The sequence below is a fragment of the Azospirillum sp. UFLA03-27 genome, from assembly GCF_059803775.1.
Genome location: NZ_JAUQTX010000069.1, coordinates 1 through 20,439, shown reverse-complemented (window position 1 = coordinate 20,439; position 20,439 = coordinate 1). Strand labels below are relative to the sequence as shown.

The 20,439-nt window shown below is 69.8% G+C and carries 14 protein-coding genes; 11 read left to right on the top strand and 3 right to left on the bottom strand.

Going from position 1 to position 20,439, the window contains the following annotated elements:
- Positions 1-6: 6 nt before the first annotated feature.
- The 8 genes from Q4I23_RS12940 (at position 7) to Q4I23_RS12905 (ending at position 13,095) form a co-directional block, all read left to right on the top strand.
- The gene (locus Q4I23_RS12940; protein WP_454018233.1) at positions 7-816 is read left to right on the top strand and encodes an ABC transporter permease; all 810 of its coding nucleotides are present in this window, start codon (positions 7-9) and stop codon (positions 814-816) included.
- Between the two features lie 33 nt (positions 817-849).
- Positions 850-1,869 carry an ABC transporter substrate-binding protein gene (locus tag Q4I23_RS12935; protein WP_498526489.1) on the top strand — a complete coding sequence of 340 codons (1,020 nt, stop codon included), beginning with the start codon at positions 850-852 and terminating at the stop codon, positions 1,867-1,869.
- A gap of 121 nt (positions 1,870-1,990) precedes the next feature.
- Positions 1,991-2,422: an ArsC/Spx/MgsR family protein gene (locus tag Q4I23_RS12930; protein WP_498526488.1), complete on the top strand. Its 432-nt coding sequence runs from the start codon at positions 1,991-1,993 to the stop codon at positions 2,420-2,422.
- A gap of 51 nt (positions 2,423-2,473) precedes the next feature.
- Positions 2,474-4,537: a hybrid sensor histidine kinase/response regulator gene (locus Q4I23_RS12925; protein WP_498526487.1), complete on the top strand. Its 2,064-nt coding sequence runs from the start codon at positions 2,474-2,476 to the stop codon at positions 4,535-4,537.
- 13 nt (positions 4,538-4,550) lie between these two features.
- On the top strand, positions 4,551-6,503 hold the full coding sequence (locus Q4I23_RS12920; RefSeq protein ID WP_498526486.1) for a response regulator: 1,953 nt from the start codon (positions 4,551-4,553) through the stop codon (positions 6,501-6,503).
- 145 nt (positions 6,504-6,648) lie between these two features.
- Entirely contained in the window at positions 6,649-9,273 is a 2,625-nt protein-coding gene (locus tag Q4I23_RS12915; RefSeq protein WP_498526485.1) for a hybrid sensor histidine kinase/response regulator, read from the top strand.
- A 14-nt stretch (positions 9,274-9,287) separates the two neighbouring features.
- Positions 9,288-11,177, top strand: coding sequence for a response regulator (locus Q4I23_RS12910; protein ID WP_454018238.1), 1,890 nt, complete (start codon positions 9,288-9,290; stop codon positions 11,175-11,177).
- 232 nt (positions 11,178-11,409) lie between these two features.
- On the top strand, positions 11,410-13,095 hold the full coding sequence (locus Q4I23_RS12905) for a methyl-accepting chemotaxis protein (RefSeq protein WP_498526484.1): 1,686 nt from the start codon (positions 11,410-11,412) through the stop codon (positions 13,093-13,095).
- A gap of 19 nt (positions 13,096-13,114) precedes the next feature.
- Here the strand turns inward: Q4I23_RS12905 and Q4I23_RS12900 are convergent, their stop codons facing one another.
- Positions 13,115-13,990, bottom strand: coding sequence for an alpha/beta hydrolase (locus tag Q4I23_RS12900; RefSeq protein ID WP_498526483.1), 876 nt, complete (start codon positions 13,988-13,990; stop codon positions 13,115-13,117).
- 77 nt (positions 13,991-14,067) lie between these two features.
- Positions 14,068-14,712, bottom strand: a complete 645-nt coding sequence (locus Q4I23_RS12895; RefSeq protein WP_454018241.1) for a dienelactone hydrolase family protein — start codon at positions 14,710-14,712, stop codon at positions 14,068-14,070.
- Between the two features lie 155 nt (positions 14,713-14,867).
- On the opposite strand from Q4I23_RS12895, the gene Q4I23_RS12890 reads away from it, so the two are divergent.
- The gene (locus tag Q4I23_RS12890) at positions 14,868-15,371 is read left to right on the top strand and encodes a cupin domain-containing protein (RefSeq protein WP_454018242.1); all 504 of its coding nucleotides are present in this window, start codon (positions 14,868-14,870) and stop codon (positions 15,369-15,371) included.
- 19 nt (positions 15,372-15,390) lie between these two features.
- Here Q4I23_RS12890 and Q4I23_RS12885 read toward each other — a convergent pair whose 3' ends face one another.
- Positions 15,391-16,842: an FAD/NAD(P)-binding protein gene (locus tag Q4I23_RS12885; protein ID WP_498526482.1), complete on the bottom strand. Its 1,452-nt coding sequence runs from the start codon at positions 16,840-16,842 to the stop codon at positions 15,391-15,393.
- A gap of 220 nt (positions 16,843-17,062) precedes the next feature.
- Here Q4I23_RS12885 and Q4I23_RS12880 point away from each other — a divergent pair, with 220 nt between their 5' ends.
- Positions 17,063-17,377, top strand: a complete 315-nt coding sequence (locus Q4I23_RS12880; RefSeq protein WP_454018244.1) for a hypothetical protein — start codon at positions 17,063-17,065, stop codon at positions 17,375-17,377.
- A gap of 58 nt (positions 17,378-17,435) precedes the next feature.
- A complete protein-coding gene (locus Q4I23_RS12875) occupies positions 17,436-20,405 on the top strand; it encodes a PAS domain-containing protein (protein WP_498526481.1) in 2,970 nt (989 codons plus the stop codon).
- Positions 20,406-20,439 lie beyond the last annotated feature (34 nt).

Sequence of the window (20,439 nt, the reverse complement as noted above, 5' to 3'; positions counted from 1 at the left end):
GACCCCATGGCCGTGGCCCGTGTGAAACGTCTGCCGAGCCGCCCGGTGATCCTGCTGCTGCAGGTCGCCGTTCTGGTCGGCTTCTTCCTGCTCTGGCACGTCCTGACCGCGACGAAGATCCTGAGTCCCTTCTTCTTCGGCACACCGCTGGCGGTGCTGGAGCGCACCTGGAGCGACTTCGCGTCCGGCGTGATCTGGTACCATCTCGGGATCACGCTTCTGGAAACCGCGCTGGCCTTCGCCATCGGCACCATCGCGGGCATCGCCTTCGGATTCTGGTTCGCCCGCGCGCCCTTGGTCTCCATCGTCTTCGACCCTTACATCAAGGCGGTCAACGCGCTGCCGCGGGTGGTGCTGGCGCCGATCTTCGCGCTGTGGCTGGGCCTCGGCATCTGGTCGAAGGTGGCGCTGGGGGTGACGCTGGTCTTCTTCATCGTCTTCTTCAACGTCTACCAGGGCGTAAAGGAGGTCAGCCCGGTCGTGCTGGCCAACGCGAAGATGCTGGGGGCGAGCAACCGGCACCTGTTCCGGCACGTCTATCTGCCGTCCGCCCTGTCCTGGGTCTTCTCCAGCCTGCACACCGCGGTCGGCTTCGCCATGGTCGGCGCGGTGGTGGGTGAGTATCTCGGCTCCGCCGCCGGCCTCGGCTACCGCATCCATCAGGCGGAGGGGGTGTTCGACACGGTCGGCGTCTTCTCCGGCATGCTGGTGCTGACGATCTTCGTCGTGGTGATCGACGCCGTGGTGACCGTCATCGAGAAACGCCTTCTGCACTGGCGCCCGCAGGAGGCGCAGACGACCAACGCGCAGGGATGACTGCGCCAAGCTCACAAAATCGGGAGGGAAGCCATGCGTATGAAAAGCGTGATCGCGGCCGCGGCGGTGGTCCTGGCCTTCGGCATCGGCGGGGCGGACGCCCAGCAGGTCGAGAAGAAGGACCTGAAGCTGGCGGTCGGCGGCAAGCCGCTGCTCTATTACCTGCCGCTGACGGTGGCGGAGCGGCTCGGCTACTTCAAGGAGGCCGGGCTGAACGTCGAGATCAATGACTTCGGCGGCGGCGCCAAGAGCCTCCAGGCGCTGGTCGGCGGTTCGGCGGACATCGTGACGGGCGCCTTCGACCACACGGTGCAGATGCAGGCCAAAGGCCAGCCGATCACCGCGGTTGCCCTGCTGGGCCGCTATCCCGGCATCGTCCTCGCCGCGGTCAACAAGGCCGGCACGATCACGTCGATCAAGGAGCTGAAGGGCAAGAAGATCGGCGTGACCGCTCCCGGCTCCTCGACCAACTTCATGGTCAACTACCTGCTGACCCAGCACGGCATGACGCCGGAGGATGTGTCCTTCATCGGTGTCGGCGGCGGCCCCAGCGCGGTGGCCGCGGTGAAGCGTGGCGAGATTGATGCCATCGCCAACCTCGACCCGGTGATCAGCCAGTTGGAGGCCGACGGCGACGTCACCACCATCGCCGACACCCGGACGGAGAAGGGCACGCTGGACACCTACGGCGGGCCGTACCCGGCGGCGGTGCTCTACACGACGCCGGATTTCATCAAGGAGAACCCGAAGACCACCCAGGCGCTGGTCGACGTCTTCGTGCGGACGCTGAAGTGGCTGGATCAGGCCAAGACCGAGGACGTCCTGAAGGTCCTGCCGCCGGAATACTTCCTCGGCAACCAGACGCTCTACGCCCAGGCGTTCGAGCATTCGAAGCCGACCTACTCGCCCGACGGCCGCTTCTCCCAGGAGGGGGCGGAGGCCGCCTACAAGGTGCTGAAGGCTTTCGACAAGGCCGTTGCCACGACGGACATCGACCTGTCCAAGACCTACACGAACGCCTACGTCGAGGACTCGCTGAAGCGCATAAAGTGATTGGCGAACAGCCGAGCCGTTCGACAATCCGGGGGTGCGACATTCCGTCACCGGCACCCCCGGTCCCCGCGCCGGTAGACTGGACCTAATTCGTCCTGTTTCGATGCGGAGCACCAACCCCATGACGGAAGTCATCTTTTACGGTCTGTCCGGCTGCACGGCGAACGCCAAGCAGAAGCTTCAGCTCCAGGCCGCCGGTCACACGCTGGTGGAGCGCGATCTGGCCGCCGAGCCCCTCACCGCCGAAACCCTGCGCCCCTTCTTCGGGGACCGTCCGGTCGAGGACTGGTTCAACCGCCGCGCCGCCGCCGTGAAGACCGGCTCCGTGAAGCCCGACGAGCTGGACGAGGAGTCGGCGCTGGCCGCCCTGCTGGCCGACCGCGACCTGATCCGCCGCCCGCTGCTCCAGGTCGGGGCGGACCGCAAGGCCGGATTCGACCCCAACACGCTGCACGCCTGGATCGGCCTGACCGCGTCCGGCGAAAGCTGCGACGACAAGCATTCGCGCGGCGTCTGCGACCACGGCCATCACCATTTCCCGAAGCAGGGCTGAGCGCGGAATCAACTGGCGGGGGGACCGGGCGTAATGGTTGAATGCCGGGTTATGGACCGGCCCGACCAAGAGCTTGCGGAACTCCTCGACACCCTGGGCGCGCGGCTGTCCGCCGCGCCGCCCGGCGCGCTGGCTCATCTGCGTGAGCCGTTGCGGGTGCTGCGGGACCAGCTCGACGCCGTCGTGGAGAGTCCGGCGAGCCGTCACCCAGGAGAGGGCGAGACGCATTTCCGTGCGCTGCTGTCCGACGCCATCGGTTGCGTGTCCGAAGGTTTCGTGCTGTTCGGCGCCGATGGGCGGCTGGTGCTGTGCAACGACCGCTACCGCGCCGCCTACCCGCTGCTGTCCGACCATCTGGTTCCCGGCGTCCGTTTCGCCGACCTGCTGCGCGTCGCGGTCGAGCGGGGGGCGGCCGGCGACGATCTCGGCGACCCGTCCGACTGGATCGCCGAGCGGCTGAACCGCCACACCCGCAGCGGGCCGCCGACCGACCACCAACTCGGCGACGGGCGCTGGTACCGCATCAGCGAGCACGCCACGCGCTTCGGCGGTGTGGTCAAGATCCTCACCGATATCACCGAGCTGAAACGCCACGAGGAGGCGCTGGCCGACAGCGAGGCGCGCTACCGCCGGCTGGTCGAGATGGCGCCCTATGGCATCCTGATCTGGGACGGGCTGCGGCTGCGCTTCGCCAACCGCTCCGCCGCGCTGATTCTGGGCAACGGCGATCCCGAGGCCATGCTGCGTATCCCGCTGGTCGAGGCGACGGAGTTCGACGGGGTGCAGCGCCTGTTCGACTGGCTGCCACCGCCCGGCAGCGGCCTGGAGGCACCGCCGCCGGTCGAGGCCCGCTTCGTCACGGCGCAGGGCGCCTTGCGCGAGCTTGAGGTCGGCATCCACCCCTTCGCGGTCGAGGGAGAGGCGGCGTGGTTCCTCGTCCTCACCGACATCACCGGGCGCAAGCAGGCGGAGCGCGCCATCCAGCAGGCGCAGAAGATGCAGGCCATCGGCCAACTGGCCGGCGGCATCGCCCACGAGTTCAACAACATGCTGACGGCCATCGGCGGCTTCGCCCAGATGGCCCGCCGCGCCCCGCAGGACCGCCCGCGGGTCGAACGGTGCCTGACCGAGATCGTCAAGGCGACCGACCGCGCCTCCGGCCTGACCGCCCAGCTGCTCAGCTTCGGGCGGCCCGGCCAGACCGACGCGGCCCGGCCCGTGCGCGTCGGCGCGGTGATCGACGATCTGCGCCGCTTCCTCGGCCCCACGCTGGGCGAGCGCCACCCGCTGCGGATCACGGGCGCGGGCAGCGGGGCGGTGGTGACCATCGACCCCGCCCTGCTGCATCAATCGCTGCTCAACCTCGTCCTCAACGCCCGCGACGCAATGCCGGAGGGCGGGCCGATCACCATTGCGATGGAGCGGACGGACGCTCCCGGCGTGACCATCACCGTCGCCGACACCGGTTGCGGCATCGACCCGGCGGTGGTCGACCGCATCTTCGAACCCTTCTTCACCACCAAGGAGCCGGGGGCGGGGACCGGGCTGGGGCTGGCGCTGGTCTATTCCACGGTCGCGCGGGCCGGCGGCGCGGTCGAGGTGGACACGGACTTGGGGCGCGGCACCGTCTTCACGCTCCGCTTCCCGGTGGAGGACGCTGCGGAGCTGCCGGACGCGGACGCCCCCGGTCTGGACGACGCCATCCTCCTCGACGCGGAGGACGACGAGATGGAGGGGCTGTCGATGGCCGCGACCGTCCTTCTGGTGGAGGATGAGGCGCAGGTGCGCGACTTCATCCGCCTGACGCTGGAGGACATGGGCATGCGGGTGGTCTGCGCCGCCGATGGAGCGGATGCCCTGCGCGCCTACGCCGACCATGGCGGGGCCTTCGATCTTCTGGTGACCGACCTCGTGATGCCGCAGGTCGGCGGGGCGTCGGTGGCCCGCGCGCTGCGGCAGGAGAATCCGGACCTGCCGACCGTCCTGATGTCCGGCTACCCGCCGGAGACGGAAAGTCTGGACGACCTGCTGGTGGATGGATGCCGCATCGTCTTCCTGCGCAAGCCGATCAACCCGGACGAGCTGGCCGACACGATCCACGCGCTGCTGATCTGATGGCGGGGCAACGATGAGCGCCGTTCCGCCGCCTTCCTCGCTCCCGACCGACGGCATCCCCATCGGGGTCTACGATGTCGACGCGCTCCTCGGCGAGTTGAGCGGCGACGCGCCGGAGGAGGCGCCGGAGTCCGCCGTCTGCGTCCGGGTCGAGGAGGTCTTCACCCCCGCCGCGCGGTTCCTCATCGCGGAGGAGCTGGCGGAGTTCCTGGAGGCGCGCGGCATCACCCCCACCGAATTCCTGCACAAGGTGGAGCCGCAGCGCTCCTTCCTCGACTGGCCGCGCCGCGCCCAGGTGCTGGAGCGGGTGGCGCAGCGGCAGGCCCGACCCGGTCGCCGGTCTCCCGCCATGCGGCTGGAGGAGCTGAAGCGGCTGGAGCAGGAGGTGCTGGCCGTCACCGCCCGGCGCGCCCACAGCGGCGCGGCCCTGTCCATCGACGCCAAGCAGTTCGCCGCCACGGTGGCCCAGACCATGGTGCGGACGCCGGGCTTCGCCGGGCGCCACACCATCGATTGCTGGCTGTCCGCCTGGTTGGGCGAAGGGCGCAACCACGAGCTGCGGCTGGTGCGAATCCTGTCGCTCGATGGGGACGGTCTGTCCGGCGAGGGCATCGCCATCCTCGACCAGATCGTCGGGGAAATGCTGGCCAACGGGCTGGTGATCGAGGCGCTGTTCGGCTGGGCCGACGGGCTGCGCGGCGTGCTCGACGCCATGGCGATGGTCTGGCGGGGCGAGGCGCCGTCCCACCCCGACGCCCCGGCGGTCCTGCACCGCCTGTCCGCCTTCGTCGCCCGCCATCAGGCCCGCGCCGCCCGGCTGGGGCTGGAGGCGGGGGTTCACCATGCGCTGCTCGGGGACGCGCCGCTGTCCGGCACGAAGGCGGAGGCGAACAGCGTCGCGGCGGTGCTGGACGAGCTGTCGGCGATCAGCCTGCTCGCCGCCCGGCTGACGGTGAAGGGCGGGGTGATCGGCGGGGAGCGCACGACCCAGCTGATCGACCGGCGGGTGGCGCTGCTGCTCTCCGGCGCGCGGCTGGAGGCGGTGCTGCACGCCAAGAGCCACTACGCCCGCATCGTCGATCTTCTGGCCTTCGAAGGGGCGGTGTCGGGGGAGCGCAGCCGGCGCATGATCGTCGCCCATCTGCGCCGCCACCTGGAGGCCCGTGACTTCACCCAGCGCCTGTTCGAGACGGCGCGCACGCCGCGCGCCCGCATCAAGGCGCTGGCCGACCTGCAACGGCGCGTGGGGCGCTCCACCCTGCCGGACGGCCTGCGCGAGCGCTACGTCCGCATGCTCGACGAGATCCAGAACACCTTCCTGCGCACCAACAAGGTCTTCGCCCGCATCGCCAAGGACCGTCCGCCCCACGTCGACGAGGTCATGGAATTCGCCAGTCTGCTCGCCGAGGGTGCCTTCACCGAGGGGAAATGCGTCGTGGCGGCGCGCGAGCTGGTCGGACACCATGTCCGCTCCACCGCCTTCCTGCGCGCCTACCTCGCCCGCTGCAAGGACGCGACGGAGCAGCGGGCCGACCGCTTCGCGCAGTTCTTCGCGACGCTGGCCGCCGCCGGCCTGCCGATGCGCGCCATGAACACGCTGCGCGTCCTGCTGGCCGACGACGAGCCGGCCGCGCGCGGCTATGTCGAAATGATCCTCCGCGACCTCGGCATCACCGAGTTGACCATCGCAGAGGACGGGCGCGAGGCGCTGACCCGATTCGAGGAGCGGCAGGGCGCCTTCGACCTCATCGTCTGCGACTGGAAGATGCCGCGCCTGTCGGGGCTGGAGTTCCTGAAGCTGGTCCGCGCGGTGCGGCCGGACATGCCCTTTCTGATGGTCACCGCGCTCGCCACCATCATCGCGGTGGAGGAGGCCATGGCCCACGACGTCACCGCCTACATCGCCAAGCCCTTCTCTCCCGAACAGCTCGAAGAGAAGATTCTCGTTCTGGTGAACCGGCGCTGAGCGGTGGAAATCGTATGCCCACGGTAGAATCCGATCGTACGAAGGCGAACACTGAAACCCGCTGTTAACGGCTCGCCTCCTATTACGGGTCTATGCACGGCGCGCCTTGCGCGGCGGTACACCCATGACGATGGAGCGGGGCTCCGTGGATCTTTCCGGCCGGGGCGGGCTGCCCCCCACCGACACCGACCTCGACGTCCGTGCCGCCCGGCCGGCCGGAGACCCCGCGCCGCGCCGCGGGGCGGGCGCGCTGACCGACCTGCTGTTCCTCATGCTCGGCGCCGCCGGCCTGCTGGCCGTGATGATGCCGGAGGAGGGACGCGACCGGCTGATGCTGCCGCTCGGCGTGATGACGTTGGCGATGGCGGCGCTGGCCGTGCTGTCGGTGCGCCGCGCCCGCGCCGCGGCGGCGGCGCTGGACCGCTCCGCCCGCCTGCTGCGCGCCGCCAACGAGGAGCTGGCCGCCAGCCGCCAGCGCTTCCGCGATTTCGCCGAGGCGGCGTCCGACTGGTTCTGGGAAAGCGCCGCCGACCACCGCTACACCTACGTGTCCGAGCGGTTGCCGGCGCTTCTCGGCGGCGATCCGGCGCCGGTGTTCGGCGATTCGCTGCTCGATCTCGGTGCGCTGGTTGAGGACACCGACACCTGGCTGGACCATCTGGCCGACATCGAGGCCGGGCGGGCTTTCCGCGACCTGGAGGTCACGCTGCGCGACGGGGCGGGCGACACCCGCGTCTTCCGCATCAGCGCCCAGCCCTTCACCGACGCGGACGGGCGGTTCGCCGGCTACCGCGGCACCGGCATCGAGACGACCGCGGAGACGCTGGCCCTGGTCGAGGCGCGCTTCATGCAGTCGGTGGTGCACGACGCGCTGTCCAGCATCTCCGAGGGCTTCGTGCTGTTCAGCCCGGACGACCGCCTGATCTTCTGCAACGAGCGTTACCGCAGCGCCTATCCGAATCTGGCCGATGTGCTGGTGCCCGGCACCGCCTTCAAGGACATCCTGCGCGCCGCCGCCGAGCGCGGCGGGTACGAGGGCGACGACCGCGAGATGGCCGACTGGATCGCCGAGCGGATGAAGCGCCATCTGCTGCACACCGATCCGGTGGACGGCCGCCTGTCCGATGGGCGCTGGTACCGCATCAGCGAGCACGCCACCGGCTCCGGCGGCATCGTGAAGATCCTGATGGACATCACCGAGCTGAAGCGGCGCGAGGAGCAGCTCGCCGGGCAGACGGAGCGGCTGGAGGCCACCGTCAGCGCGCTCAGCGAGAGCGAGAAGCGCTACCGCCAGCTGGTCGAGCTGGCCCCCTACGGCATCGTCATCTGGGACCGCCGGGCCATCCGCTTCGGCAACGCCGCCGCGGCGTCCATCTTGGGGGTGGACGGCAGCGGCGGGCTGGAGGGTGTGGACCTCAACCGCTTCATCGTCGAGGCGGAGACGGTGACGACGCGCCTGGGGCTGGGTGCGGAGGGCGACCACCAGCGCGTGGAGTGCGCGATCGCCCGCCCGTCGGGCGAGCAGCGCCATGTGGAGATCGGCGCCTTTCCCGCGGTCTACCAGCGGGAGCCGGCGGTTCTCCTGGTGCTGAACGACGTGACCGAGCGCCGCCGCGCCGAGGCGGAGCTTCAGAAGTCGCAGAAGATGGAGGCGGTGGGCCGCATGGCCGGCGGCATCGCCCACGAGTTCAACAACATGCTGACCGCCATCGGCGGATTCGCCCGGCTGGCCGAGCGGGCGCCGGACGATCCGGGGCGCGTCACCACCTGCGTGCGGGAGATCGCCAAGGCGTCCGACCGGGCGGCCGCGCTGACCGCCCAGCTTCTCGACTTCTCGCGCCGCCGTCCGTCGGACGAGACGGAGGTGGTGGCGCTGGCGCCGCTGGTGCGCGATCTGAAGGTCTTCCTGAAGCCGCTGATGAGCGCCGGCATCGACCTGGACATCCGCATCGGCGACGGAGACGCCCACGCCGTCGCCAACCCGGTGATGCTGAACCAGGCCATCCTGAACCTCGCCCTCAACGCGCGCGACGCCATGCCCGACGGCGGGCGGCTGACCATCGCGCTGGACAGCGCCCTGCCGGATGCCGGCTTCTTCGGGCGGCACGGCGCGCTGGCGCACGGCCGCTACGCCGTGATCCGCGTCATCGACGAGGGCTGCGGCGTGCCGGAGGCGGTGCGCGACCGCATCTGGGAGCCCTTCTTCACCACGAAGGAGCCCGGCAAGGGCACCGGCCTCGGCCTGTGGATGGTCTACGGCACCGCCCGGCAGGCCGGCGGCGCTGTGGAGATGGAGGTCGGGCCGGACGGGCGCGGCAGCGTCTTCTCCATCCATCTGCCCGCCGTTCCCGCCCCGGTGAAGGCCGGTTCGCTGGTGGAAGGGCTGGGGCTGGGCGAGGACGAGGGTGCCGCCATCCTGCTGGTGGACGACGAGGACTCCGTGCGCACCTACGTCCGGCTGGCGCTGGAGGAGGCCGGCTGCACGGTGACGGAGGCGGTGGACGGGTTGGACGCGCTGGAGCGCTGGGACGAATGCGGCGGGCTGTTCGACGCCGTGGTGTCCGACATGTCAATGCCCCGCATGAACGGGCTGGAGTTGAGCCGCGCCCTGGCGGAGCGCAACCCCGACCTGCGCATCCTCTTCCTGACCGGCTACGCGTCCCATGAAACGGCGGCGGACATGACGGCACAGCCGGGCCGCCGGATCGTCATGAAGCCAGTGGCCCCGGACCGCCTGATCGAGGCGGTGCGCGGGCTGCTGGCCGAATGAGACGGGGTTAGGGCATGGCATCGGACCAGAGCATCGCGGACGGCCGGGACAGCGGTCGTGACCTGGACACGGATGGCGGGAGCGACATCGCCGTCTGCCGGACCCCGGAGGACTTCTACACCCCGCAGGGCCGCGACAGCATCGGCCGGCATTGCCAGCGCTACTTCGACGAGAACGCGCTGACCCCGACCGAGCTTCTGCATTCCCCTCGCCACCAGCAGAGCCTGTCGAACATCCCGACCTTCGTCGCCATCCTGCAGCAGGCGGAACGGGCAATGGACCGCAAGGGCGCGCTGACCGCCCTGGTCAACGAGGTCGCCCGGCTGACCCGCGAACGGCTGAAGGACGCCCAGCCGCCGGACCTGACGCCGGCCACCTACGCCGCCACGGCGGAGCGGCTGATCGCGTCCCGCGACGCCTTCACCGGGCGGTTCATGGTCGATGCGGCGCTGACCACGCATCTGTACCAGGGCCGCAGCTTCGCCGAAAAGGCGCGGCTCCTGCTGGAGCTGGCGGACGGCCTGGAGGACGCCGACGCGCTGGCACCGCTCGACCGGCTGCTCGGCGAGATCCTGCGCAGCGACACCGGCACCGCGTCCTGTTCCCTGGACGCGCCCTTCGTGGACCGGGTGGACATGATCGTGACGCTGATCGCCGGAGACAAGCCGCTGCCCGACGAGGCGCCGCCGGTCTTCAAAGGGCTTGAGACGCTGGTGCGCCGCACGGCCATGCCGGTGCTGAGCGACAGCCTGATCGTCGCGCTGCGCCGCGAGTTGTCGAAGCCCGACCGCTTCACCATCACCAGCGCCGGCGACTTGTTCGGGGTGGAGGCGGTGCAGCGGGAAATCATGGCGCTGAGCCAGGTGTCGCAGCGGTTGCGCACGGGGGAGGGCTATTTCGGCGGTGCCCGGACGGAGGCGGCGCTCCAGCGGCGCAGCGCTCTGCTTGTCAACGAGGACACGCTTCCCGAGATCACCAAGGGGCGGACGCTGATGCAGAAGCTCCGCATCCTGTTCGTTCTGCAGAAGATGCCCCTGTCGCCCAGCGCCGAGCGGGCGGTGAACGGTTATCTGACGCAGTTCTTCGAGGGACGGGACTTCGCCGGGCGCCTGCTCGACTGCTGGAAGGAGAAGACCGAGAAGCTGAAGGGGCTGGCGGAGGTGCAGAAGCTCGTGCTGGACAGCGCCTTCGCGGAGGACGCCCGCGAGCATATGGCCGGGCAGATCGACGAGATCCAGAACGCCTTCATCCGCACCCAGCGCCTGTTGAGCTCTCTTCAGGGCAAGGACGAGCCGACCCCCGACACGGTGCTGGAGATGGTGCGGCTGGCCGGCGACGGCGCCTTCTGCCGCGGCAAGAGCCGGGCCGCGGTCGCCAAGGCGCTGTACCGGCAGGTGCACCGGCCGCGCTTCGTGCGCTCCTTCCTGCTGGGGGCCACGGGCGGCAAGGAGCGCTCGGCCCGCGCCTCCTGGATGCGCGGGGCGCTGGGGGTGATCGGCGTGCCCTTCATCGACCTCGGCGCCATCCGCGTTCTGGTCGTCGACGACGAGGACGGGCCGCGGCACTTCGTCGAATCGGTGCTGCGCGACCTCGGCATCGGCCACATCGACACGGCGGCGGACGGCCAGGAGGCGCTGCTCCGGCTGGCCGGGGACGGGACGTACGACCTGATTGTCTGCGACTGGATGATGCCGAAGGCCAGTGGCCTCGACGTGCTGCGCCGGGTGCGCGAGGTGCGGCGCGATCTGCCCTTCCTGATGGTGACGGCGCTCGCCACGCTGAAGGCGGTGGAGCGGGCGCTGGCCCATAATGTCAGCGCCTATATCGCCAAGCCCTTCACTCCGGAGCAGCTCGAGGAAAAGGTCTTTCTCGTCCTGACCCAGAAATCAGCCCCCGGCGCCTGACCGCGACAGAACACGTCCAGGCGTGATAATTTTCAAACCTCGCAAGGGGCATCAATTTTCTGACAGAACAAACAAAATGTCTGCAACGAAAGGTCTATGATCAACGCTGAGTCTTTGGGTTTGATCAAGTAAAACTATTAATGAATGAATCACGATTTTTCTTATAGCATTCCGATGGCCGAACGGCCGGCGCGCAATCGGTCATCAGCGCGCATTTGTCGGAAGGGTTGTCATGTTCGATAATGTGTCCATCCGCTCGAAGCTTTGGGGGTTGGTGGCTCTGGCGAGCATCGCGTCGGCGGCCGTCGTCGGCGCCGGCCTCTGGCTGAATTACCAGCGCATGCACGAGGACCGCGTCCAGTCCCTGCGCTTCATGGTGGAGGCCGCCCACAGCATGGCCGCCGCCTACGAGGCGGAGGCCGCCGCCGGCCAGATCACGCGGGAAGAGGCCCAGGCCCGTTTCAAGCGGTCGCTTCTCGGCATGCGCTACGGCGGGCAGGAGTATCTGTTCGCGATCACCCTGGACGGCTTCGGCTTCGCCCATCCCAGCCCGAAGCTGATGGGGCAGGACGTCTCCGGCGTGAAGGACGCCAAGGGCGCGCCGATCCTGATGGACATGGCGCGAATCGCCAGGACAACGGGGGAGGGGACCTACGGATACTTCTGGAACGTCGTCCCGAACAGCGAGGAGACGGCGGCGAAGCTGTCCTACATCAAGATCTTCCAGCCCTGGGGGATCTACATCGGCACAGGCGTCTTCATCGACGACATCCGCGGCGCTTTCCTGAGCACGCTGTGGACCGTTCTGGCGGTGGCCGGTCTTCTGGCGGTGCCGGCGGTCTGCCTGATTGCGCTGGTCGGGGTGCGGCTCAGCGCCACGATCCGCAGCCTCAGCGCCCGCATGCACGCCCTGGCGGACGGTGATCTTTCCGTCGCCTTTCCCGAGGCGACCCGCCGCGACGAGATCGGCGCCATGGCCAGCGCCGCCCGCGTGTTCCTGAGCAACGCCGAGGAGAAGAAGCGTCTGGAGGCCGATCAGGCCGCCACGCTGCGCCGCTCGGAGGAGGACAAGCGCCGCACCCTCGCCGGCCTCGCCGAGCGGTTCGAGCGGAGCGTTGGCGAGGTGATGAAGTCGGTGTCGCTCGAAACCGAGGAGATGGAGCGCGAGGCCCAGGAGATGACCCGCGCCGCCGGGCAGACCGACCGGTTGGCCGGCGCCGTGGCGACGGCGACGGAACAGACCTCGGTCAACGTGCAGACGGTCGCGGTGGCGACGGAGCAGCTGTCGGGTTCGGTGGGGGAGATCAGCCGCCGCGTCGCCGACGCCTCGCGCATTGCGCGGGACGCCGCCATCGCGTCGGAGCGGGCGACCGGCAAGGTGACCGGGCTGGCCGAGGCGGTCGGGCGGATCGGCACCGTGGTGAGCCTGATCAACGACATCGCGGCGCAGACCAACCTCCTGGCGCTCAACGCCACCATCGAGGCGGCCCGCGCGGGCGAGGCCGGCAAGGGCTTTGCAGTGGTCGCCGGCGAAGTGAAGAGCCTGGCCAGCCAGACCGCCCGTGCCACCGAGGAGATCGCCGCCCAGGTCGCCGGCGTCCAGTCTGCGACCGGCGAGGCGGTGGCGGAGATCGGCGGCGTGGCGCAGGTGATCGAGCAGGTGAACGGCATCGCCACGATCATCGCGTCAGCGGTGGAGGAGCAGGGGGCAGCGACCCAGGCGATCAGCCGCAACGTGCAGCAGGCCGCCGACGTCACCCGCGAGGTGGCACGCGACATCTCCGGCGTCACCGCCGCCGCCGACCAGTGCGGGAAGATGGCCTACGCGGTGCTGGAGGCGTCCCGGCAACTCGCCCAGCAGTCGGAAACCCTGAACGGCGAGATCGGCGGCTTCCTGCGGACCCTGCGCACGCAGTGAACGGCGGCGCGCCGGGACGTCAGTCGGCGGCGGCGCGCGTGTCCGCGTCCGTGACCGCTGCCGGAGCCGTCCTCTTCGGCACCGTCTTATCCAACGCCTGTTTCTCCAGAACGGCCGTTTCCACCCAGTCCGCAACGTGGCGGGCGACCGATTCCCAGCCGGGTTCGAGCATCATGCTGTGCCCCATCTCCGGGAAGAACACCGGCTCCGTCCGGAAGGCGCGGGCGGTGGCCCCGACCTGATCCTTGGGGATCAGCCGGTCCTCCTCCGCGCCCAGCACGGCCACGCGGGCGCCGCGGGCCGGCAGGAGCGGGAAGGGAATCCAACCGCCGATGTCCAAAAGCACGCGCTGCGACTCCTCCTGCATCAGAGGCTCGTAGCGCTTGGCCAACTCCAACGGCACCCGGTCGGAGAACATGGCGCGGCGCACCGCCTCCGCTTCGATGCCGTTGGAGAAGGTCATCAGCATGCCCATCTGCTGGAACACGTAGGGATCGCTCCAGGCCAGCCGCATCGTGGACTCCAGCAGGCCGTGCGGCGGGGCGGAGGCCATCAGGACCGCCCCCGGGAAGCGGCGGCGGATCAAGGCCCGCTGGACCACCATGCCGCCCATGGAATGGCCGATCAGCACCGGCGGCGCCGAACAGGCCTCCACCGCACTCAGAACATCATCCACATAGTCGGCGATACCGAAGCCGTTCAGCCGCTCCCGCCCCTCGCTGGCGCCGTGGCCGCGCAGGGACACGGCGTGCGCCTCCCAGCCCTGCTCGGCGAACCAGGGCAGGAAATGCTCGTCCCAGATCCAGCCGCCGCAGAAGGCGCCATGGACGAACAGCAGGGGCACGGGCTTCACCGGTCCGGCAGGGCGGCGGCTGAGGATTTCGAGCTGGGGCATGGGCGGTCCGATCCGGGTGCTGCGACGCGGCAGGGAAACCAGAGGTAGCCCGCATCGCTTCCGCTGTCGACCCGCGCTCAGCCGTTGGCTGCCTTGAGAAGATGGGTGGTGAACCAGGAACGCGCGGAATCGGCCACCTGATCCAGTTTCCCCGTCTCCTCGAACAGCCTGCCGGCCCCCGGCACGACCTCCAGTGCCTTGGTGCAGTGCAGCCGGGTGAAGGCATCGTTGTTGAGGTCCAGCGCCGGTGCGTCCTTGCCGCCGACCACCAGCAGGGTGGGGGCGGCGACAGCGTTCAGCCATTCCTCCGCCAGATCGGGCCGCCCGCCGCGGCAGACCACGGCACCAACGCCATCATGCTCTGCGGCGCGCCCGGCCGCGATCAGCGCCGACGCCGCTCCGGACCCGGCGCCGAAGAAGCCGATGGGCTTGCGCTCCACCGCGGTGGTCGCGCGCAGGTGGCGGACGGCCAGCAGCAGGCGCTCGGATTGGCGGTGGACGTCGAATTGGTTGGCCGGGTCGGCCTTCTCCCCCTCGGTCAGCAGGTCCATCAGCAGCGTGGCGAATCCGGCCTCGCGCAATCGTGCGGCGACGCGGACGTTGCGCGGGCTCATCCGTCCGCTGGAGGTGCCATGGGCAAAGATTACCGCCGCCGCGAAATCGGCGGGCGCGTCGAACCGGCCCGCAAGGCCGAGCGGTGGAATGTAGAGCGTCGTCTCCATGCGCCTTTCCCCCTTTCGTTGGGCCTTGCCCCGCTGAGGTGCCCGGCCGGTGGCTTAACAGGCCGGATGGTCGGTCCGTGCCCGATGGCCTACAGTGACGATCTCCGACCGAATCCAGAGATCGGTATCGTTCCCCGGTGAAGGGAGACCCACCTTTGTCAGACGAAGCCCCGCCCAACGCGCCGCCCAACGCACCGCCCACTGCCCCAGTCCTCGACCCCGCCGCAGTCGGGGCGAAGCTCGGCGCCACCGACTATCCGGAGCCGTTCCGCGCGGCAGTTGCCGGGCGCCTGCGCAAGCGGCTGGGCAACCCGCTGGGGATCACCAACTTCGGCGTGAACCTGACCCGGCTGGAGCCGGGCGCCGCCTCCGCCCTGCGGCACTGGCACACCCGCCAGGACGAGTTCGTCTATGTGCTGGACGGCGAACTGACCCTGGTCACCGACGCCGGAGAGACGGTCCTGCGTCCCGGCATGTGCGCCGGCTTCCCGGCCGGAAAGCCCAACGGGCACCAGCTCGTCAACCGCTCCGACGAGCCGGCGACTTACCTGGAGGTCGGCGACCGCAGCGCGGGGGACGAAGCGCATTACCCGGACGAGGACCTGCGCTACGACAGCGTGACGGATCTCTTCACGCATCGCGATGGCACCCCCTGGTGAGCGGGGGGCTCCCATCCGGTCAGGGCACCGCCCGCGCGCCGAGAAACGCCGGCTCCGCCAGTGGATAGGCGGATCGCCGCAACTGGGTGATGTGCTGGGCGGCCTGGGCGCATTGGCTGCGCAGTTCGGGCACCGCGGTCATCTCCCAGAAGGGCGGCCGGCTGACCGGGCCGAGCGCGAACAGCCGGTCCGACGCCTGCCCATCTTCGCCGATCAGGGCGCCGTCCATGGTGACGTCCAGCCCCAGCCGCAGCGGATCGGGCCGCGCCAGACCGCGCGTCAGCAGCGCTTTGACCAGCGGATGGGCGATCCGGTTGAAGTCGCACTCGGTGCCGGTGGCGTTGACGATGGCCCCCACCGTCCGGGTCCACACGGTTCCCTCTGCCCCGCGGGCGCGGACGGTCGCCTCCACCCCGTTCGGAACGAGGCTCAGCGTCTGAAGGCGGCCGGCGCGGATGGTCAGCCGCCCGTTGGCGCAGAGGGCGGCGATGCGGGCCGCCACCTCGGGCGCGATGCGGTGGCGATGGACCTCCCAATAGGGGCGGACATGGCGCAGGAAGCGCCGCCGCTCCTCGGTCGGCAGGTGGCTCCAGATCAGGTGATGGTAGGGCCGCAGCGCGTCGAAGGCCGACCGCCAGTCGAACCCGGTCTCCCGCGCGCGGCGGACGTCGGCCTTCAGGGCAATCAGCACGTCCAGCACGGTGTGCGGCATCACCTGCGGGTGGATGAAACTCTTGAAGGGCCGCGTCTCCTCGTGCGTCTGGGGCAGCAGGCCGCGGCGCGACAGGGCGACGATCGGGCCGCGGTGCCCCTGGTCCTCCAGCGACAGCACGGTGTCCACCATGGTCAGTCCGGTCCCCAGGATCAGAACGGGTGCGTCGGAAGCGATCGTGCCCAGCGCCGGCCAGTCCCAGGGCGAGGCCACGTAGCGGCTGGAGGCGTAGACCTCCGGCGCCGGGACCGGCGGCGGCGAGGGAGCGAAATTGCCGACGCAGAGAACCGCCGTGTCCACCGACAGGCTGGTCCCGTTGCCCAGCCGCAGCCGGGTGCCCCGCGCGTCCGACGCGATGTCCACCGCCTCCGCCTGCGACACGGTGAGCGAGACGTGGGGCGGGGCCATAGCCACGGCCTCCCGTAGGACGTCCTGGATGTAGGCGCCATAGCGGGCGCGTGAGACGAAGGCGTGGCCGCTGGGCGGCGCCGCCCCGGCCCCGTCATCCTGCGCCCACAGCCAGCGGAGGAAGTGCCGCGGGTCATCCGGATAGGCGCTCATGTTGTAGGCGCGCACGTTCAGCAGATGCGCAGCGTTGGGCGTGGAGTAGGCGAGGCCGGCGCCGACGCTGGGCGTGCGTTCGATCAGGTGCAGGCTGGTCGGCTCATCGGCGCGACGCATCAGATGCGCGGCGAGGACGCTGCCGGTGAAGCCGGCCCCGATGATGGCGATGCGGCGTTTCGAAGGGCGTGCTGACAACGTCGGCGCTCCTCTGCTCTGGCCGTACAAAAGGGGCGGTGATCCGGCGCTGCGGCGCCGGGAGGCCCAGCCGGCCACTGTTCGGTGCAGGATTGTACAGGTCAACCGCTATTCCGGTGTATCATCTCCCTCCGGACAGCGCTGGCGGAATCATGGTTAACAAGAAATTAACTATAAGCAGAGAGGGTTTCGTACGTTCGAACCATGTACGGCAGGACCGATGCGCAACCACCCTTTCCGACCCGCCCATGCCATTTCGCCCAATGCCATGCCGGACGAGGCCGACCAGGCTCCGTCCGCGGCGCGTGAACCCGACGTGCAACTGGCCGCCATGGTGCCGCAGAGCGTCAAGCGCGCCGTCCGCCGCCGCGCGGAGGAGGAGGGAACGACCGTCCGCAGCGTCCTTCTGCGCGCCCTGAAGCACGCCGGGATCGCTGAGGTGGAGGAGTCGGAGATCGCCGACCGCCGCATCGCCGCCGGGGCCGAACGCTCCGGCGTGTGGAAGGCCACCCGTACCCCCACCAGCGCCCGTTGACGGGAGCATCCCGCATCCCGCACGGTCTTACGGCATCATTTACCGAAAGCCGTCCTGCATGAGCCTTCTTCACCGTCTGTTGCTGCTCGTCTTCGTGGCGATGATCCCGGCGGCCGTCATCGAGGTGAAGAACGAGTTGGCCCTGCGCGCCGCGCGGGAGGCCGAGGTGGGGCGGGACGCCCTGCACCTCGCCGCGCTGTTCGAGGCGGAACAGCACCGCATGATCGAAGGGCTGCGGCAGGTGCTGAGCACGCTGGTGAAGGCTGACCCGGCGCGCGCGCCCGGTTCTCCGGCCTGTCAGGCGCTGATGGACGATCTGCGCGCGTCGTATCCCGGTCATCTCGGCATCGTGATCGCCGGGCTGGACGGGGTGGTGCGCTGCTCGACCGACCGCACCTCGCTGGGGATTTCCATCGCCGACCGCGACTATTTCCGCGATGCGCTGGACAGCGGCCGGATGACGCTGGGCGAGCATGTCTTCCGCCGGACGGATGGGCGCTCCGCCATGCCCGTCGCGCTGGCCTTCAAAGACGCGGAGGGCCGGGCCGCTGGCGTTGTGACGGCGATGACCGACATCTCCTGGATCGCCGATTTTCTGTCCAAGCGGCCGCTGTCCGACAGCGCGCGGATCACGCTGGTGGATCGCCGCGACCGGGTGGTTGCCCAAGTGCCGCCCCTGCCCAGCCAGACGGGGCCGAACCAGACGGATGCGAATGGCACGCTGTCCCCATCCGTTATCGCGCTGCTCTCCCGCGAGGCCCCCGGCGTCGCCGAGGTGACTGGGCCGGCCGGCCGGCCGCGCATCGTCGCCTATCAGCCGACCGGCCGGAGCCTGGATGGCGTCGGCGTCGTGGTCTGCCTCGACAAGGGCGAGGCGCTGGGACCGATCCGCGGCGCGATGGTTCAGGCGATGACGGGCATCGCCACCGTGCTGCTGCTGACGCTGCTCGCCGTCTGGTGGGGTGCCAGCCGGTTCCTGCGGCGGCCGGTGGCAGCCCTGGTCGCGACGGCGGAGCGCTGGAAGGCCGGCGACCTGACGGCGCGCAGCGGTGTGGCGAAGCAGTCGTCCGAACTCGGCACGCTGGCCCGCGCCTTCGACGGCATGGCCGAGGAACTGGCGCGCCAGCAGCAAATCCGGGAGCAGGCCAACGCGCGGGTCCACAAGATGGCCGCCGTTCTGGGCAGCACCACCGACGGCGTGTTCGAGGTGGATCGCAACTGGCGCATCACCTTCATCAACGAGCGCGCCCGGACGTTGATCTCGGGGGGACGCGACCTGATCGGCCAGGATTTGTGGGACATCTTCCCGGAGGTCGCCGCCAGCGCGTTCGGCGAGAACTACCGCCGCGCCATGCGGGATCAGACGCCCGTCGAGTTCGAGGAGTATTGCACGGCCTTCGAATCCTGGTTCGCCGTGCGGGCCTTCCCGTCGCCCGACGGGCTGGCTGTCTTCTTCCAGGACACCACCGCCCGCAAGTGGGGGGAAGCGGCGCTGACCTCCGCCAACCGGGAGAAAAGCGCGCTGCTCGCCCAGCTGAACGGCCTGCTGCAGAACGCGCCGGTCGGCTTCGCCTTCTTCGACCGCGAGCGCCGCTACATCCGCATCAACGAGCAGTTGGCCGTTAGCAACGGCATCCTGGCGGAGGCCCATATGGGCCGCACGCTGGCGGACCTTCTTCCCGTCATCGGGGCCAGCGTCGAGCCGCTGATCGACCGGGTCTTCGACACCGGCGAGCCGATCCCTTACCGGGAAGTGATGGGGGAGACGCCCAAGGAACCGGGCGTGACGCGCCATTGGCTGATCGCCCTGTTCCCCGTGCATGAGGGGATCGAGGTCGCGGCGGTCGGTGCCGTCGTGATGGAGGTCACCGACCTGCGCCGGGCCGAGACGGCGCGCCGGCAGAGCGACGAACGCTTCCGGTCGGTCTTCGAACTGGCCGCGGTGGGCATCGAGCGGGTGGGGTTGGATGGCCGCATCCTCGATGTCAACGCCAAGATCTGCGACATCGTCGGCTACCCGCGCGAGGAGTTGCTGCGGCGGACCTACCGCGATATCACCGACCCGGCGGACCTGCCGACGGAGGATCGGCTGATCGAGCGGCTGCTGTCCGGCGAACTGGTCAGCTACGCCCTGGAGAAGCGCTACCGCCGGAAGGACGGCGGGGCGGTGTGGGTGCGGGTGACCTCGTCGCTCGCCCGGATCACCGGCACGGAGCCGGCCTACCGCATCACCGTCGCCGAGGACATCACCGAGCGCAAGGCGATGGAGGCCGAGCTGCGTTCCGCCCGCGACGAGGCGGAGCGCGCCAACCTCGCCAAGTCGAAGTTCCTGGCCGCGGCCAGCCACGATCTGCGCCAACCGCTCCAATCGCTGTTCTTCTTCGCCGCCGCCCTGTCGGCCCATGTCGGGTCCCCCGCGGGCAGCAAGATCCTGACCCATCTGGAGCAAGGGCTGGACGCGTTGAAGGGGCTGCTGGATAGCCTGCTCGACGTGTCGCGCCTCGACGCCGGGGTGGTGACGCCGGTGTTCGAGGATTTCGACGTGGCGGAGGTGCTGGACCCGATCCGCGCCGCCTACGCGCCGGTCGCCGCAGGCAAGGGCATCGGCTGGCAGGTGGAGGTCGCCGCCGGGCGGGTGCGCAGCGACCGCACGCTGCTGGGCCGGCTGCTGCGCAATCTGGTCGAGAACGCCATCCGCTACACCGACAGCGGGCTCGTGCGGGTGCAGTGCCGGCCGGACGGTCGGTTCCTGTCGATCGTCGTCCAGGACACCGGAATGGGCATTCCCGACGACCATCTGGAGCGGATCTTCGAGGAGTTCCATCAGGTCGGCAACCCGGAGCGGGACCGCAACCAGGGGCTCGGCCTCGGCCTCGCCATCGTGCGGCGCCTGTCGCGGCTGCTCGATCATCCGGTGGAGGTGCGTTCCGCGGTGGGCAAGGGCTCGGCCTTCCGGGTTCTGGTGCCGATGGGCGAAACGGTGGTCGCCGCCTCCGCGGGGGTGGGGCTGTCTCTTATACACATCTGACGCTGCCGACGATTATACGCGAGTGTAGATCTCG

Excerpts from the sequence above, each read along its gene's own strand:
- Q4I23_RS12940 (WP_454018233.1), top strand. The coding sequence starts at position 7 with ATGGCCGTGGCCCGTGTGAAACGTCTGCCGAGCCGCCCGGTGATCCTG.
- Q4I23_RS12935 (WP_498526489.1), top strand. The coding sequence starts at position 850 with ATGCGTATGAAAAGCGTGATCGCGGCCGCGGCGGTGGTCCTGGCCTTC.
- Q4I23_RS12930 (WP_498526488.1), top strand. The coding sequence starts at position 1,991 with ATGACGGAAGTCATCTTTTACGGTCTGTCCGGCTGCACGGCGAACGCC.
- Q4I23_RS12925 (WP_498526487.1), top strand. The coding sequence starts at position 2,474 with ATGGACCGGCCCGACCAAGAGCTTGCGGAACTCCTCGACACCCTGGGC.
- Q4I23_RS12920 (WP_498526486.1), top strand. The coding sequence starts at position 4,551 with ATGAGCGCCGTTCCGCCGCCTTCCTCGCTCCCGACCGACGGCATCCCC.
- Q4I23_RS12910 (WP_454018238.1), top strand. The coding sequence starts at position 9,288 with ATGGCATCGGACCAGAGCATCGCGGACGGCCGGGACAGCGGTCGTGAC.
- Q4I23_RS12905 (WP_498526484.1), top strand. The coding sequence starts at position 11,410 with ATGTTCGATAATGTGTCCATCCGCTCGAAGCTTTGGGGGTTGGTGGCT.
- Q4I23_RS12900 (WP_498526483.1), bottom strand. The coding sequence starts at position 13,990 with ATGCCCCAGCTCGAAATCCTCAGCCGCCGCCCTGCCGGACCGGTGAAG.
- Q4I23_RS12895 (WP_454018241.1), bottom strand. The coding sequence starts at position 14,712 with ATGGAGACGACGCTCTACATTCCACCGCTCGGCCTTGCGGGCCGGTTC.
- Q4I23_RS12880 (WP_454018244.1), top strand. The coding sequence starts at position 17,063 with ATGCGCAACCACCCTTTCCGACCCGCCCATGCCATTTCGCCCAATGCC.
- Q4I23_RS12875 (WP_498526481.1), top strand. The coding sequence starts at position 17,436 with ATGAGCCTTCTTCACCGTCTGTTGCTGCTCGTCTTCGTGGCGATGATC.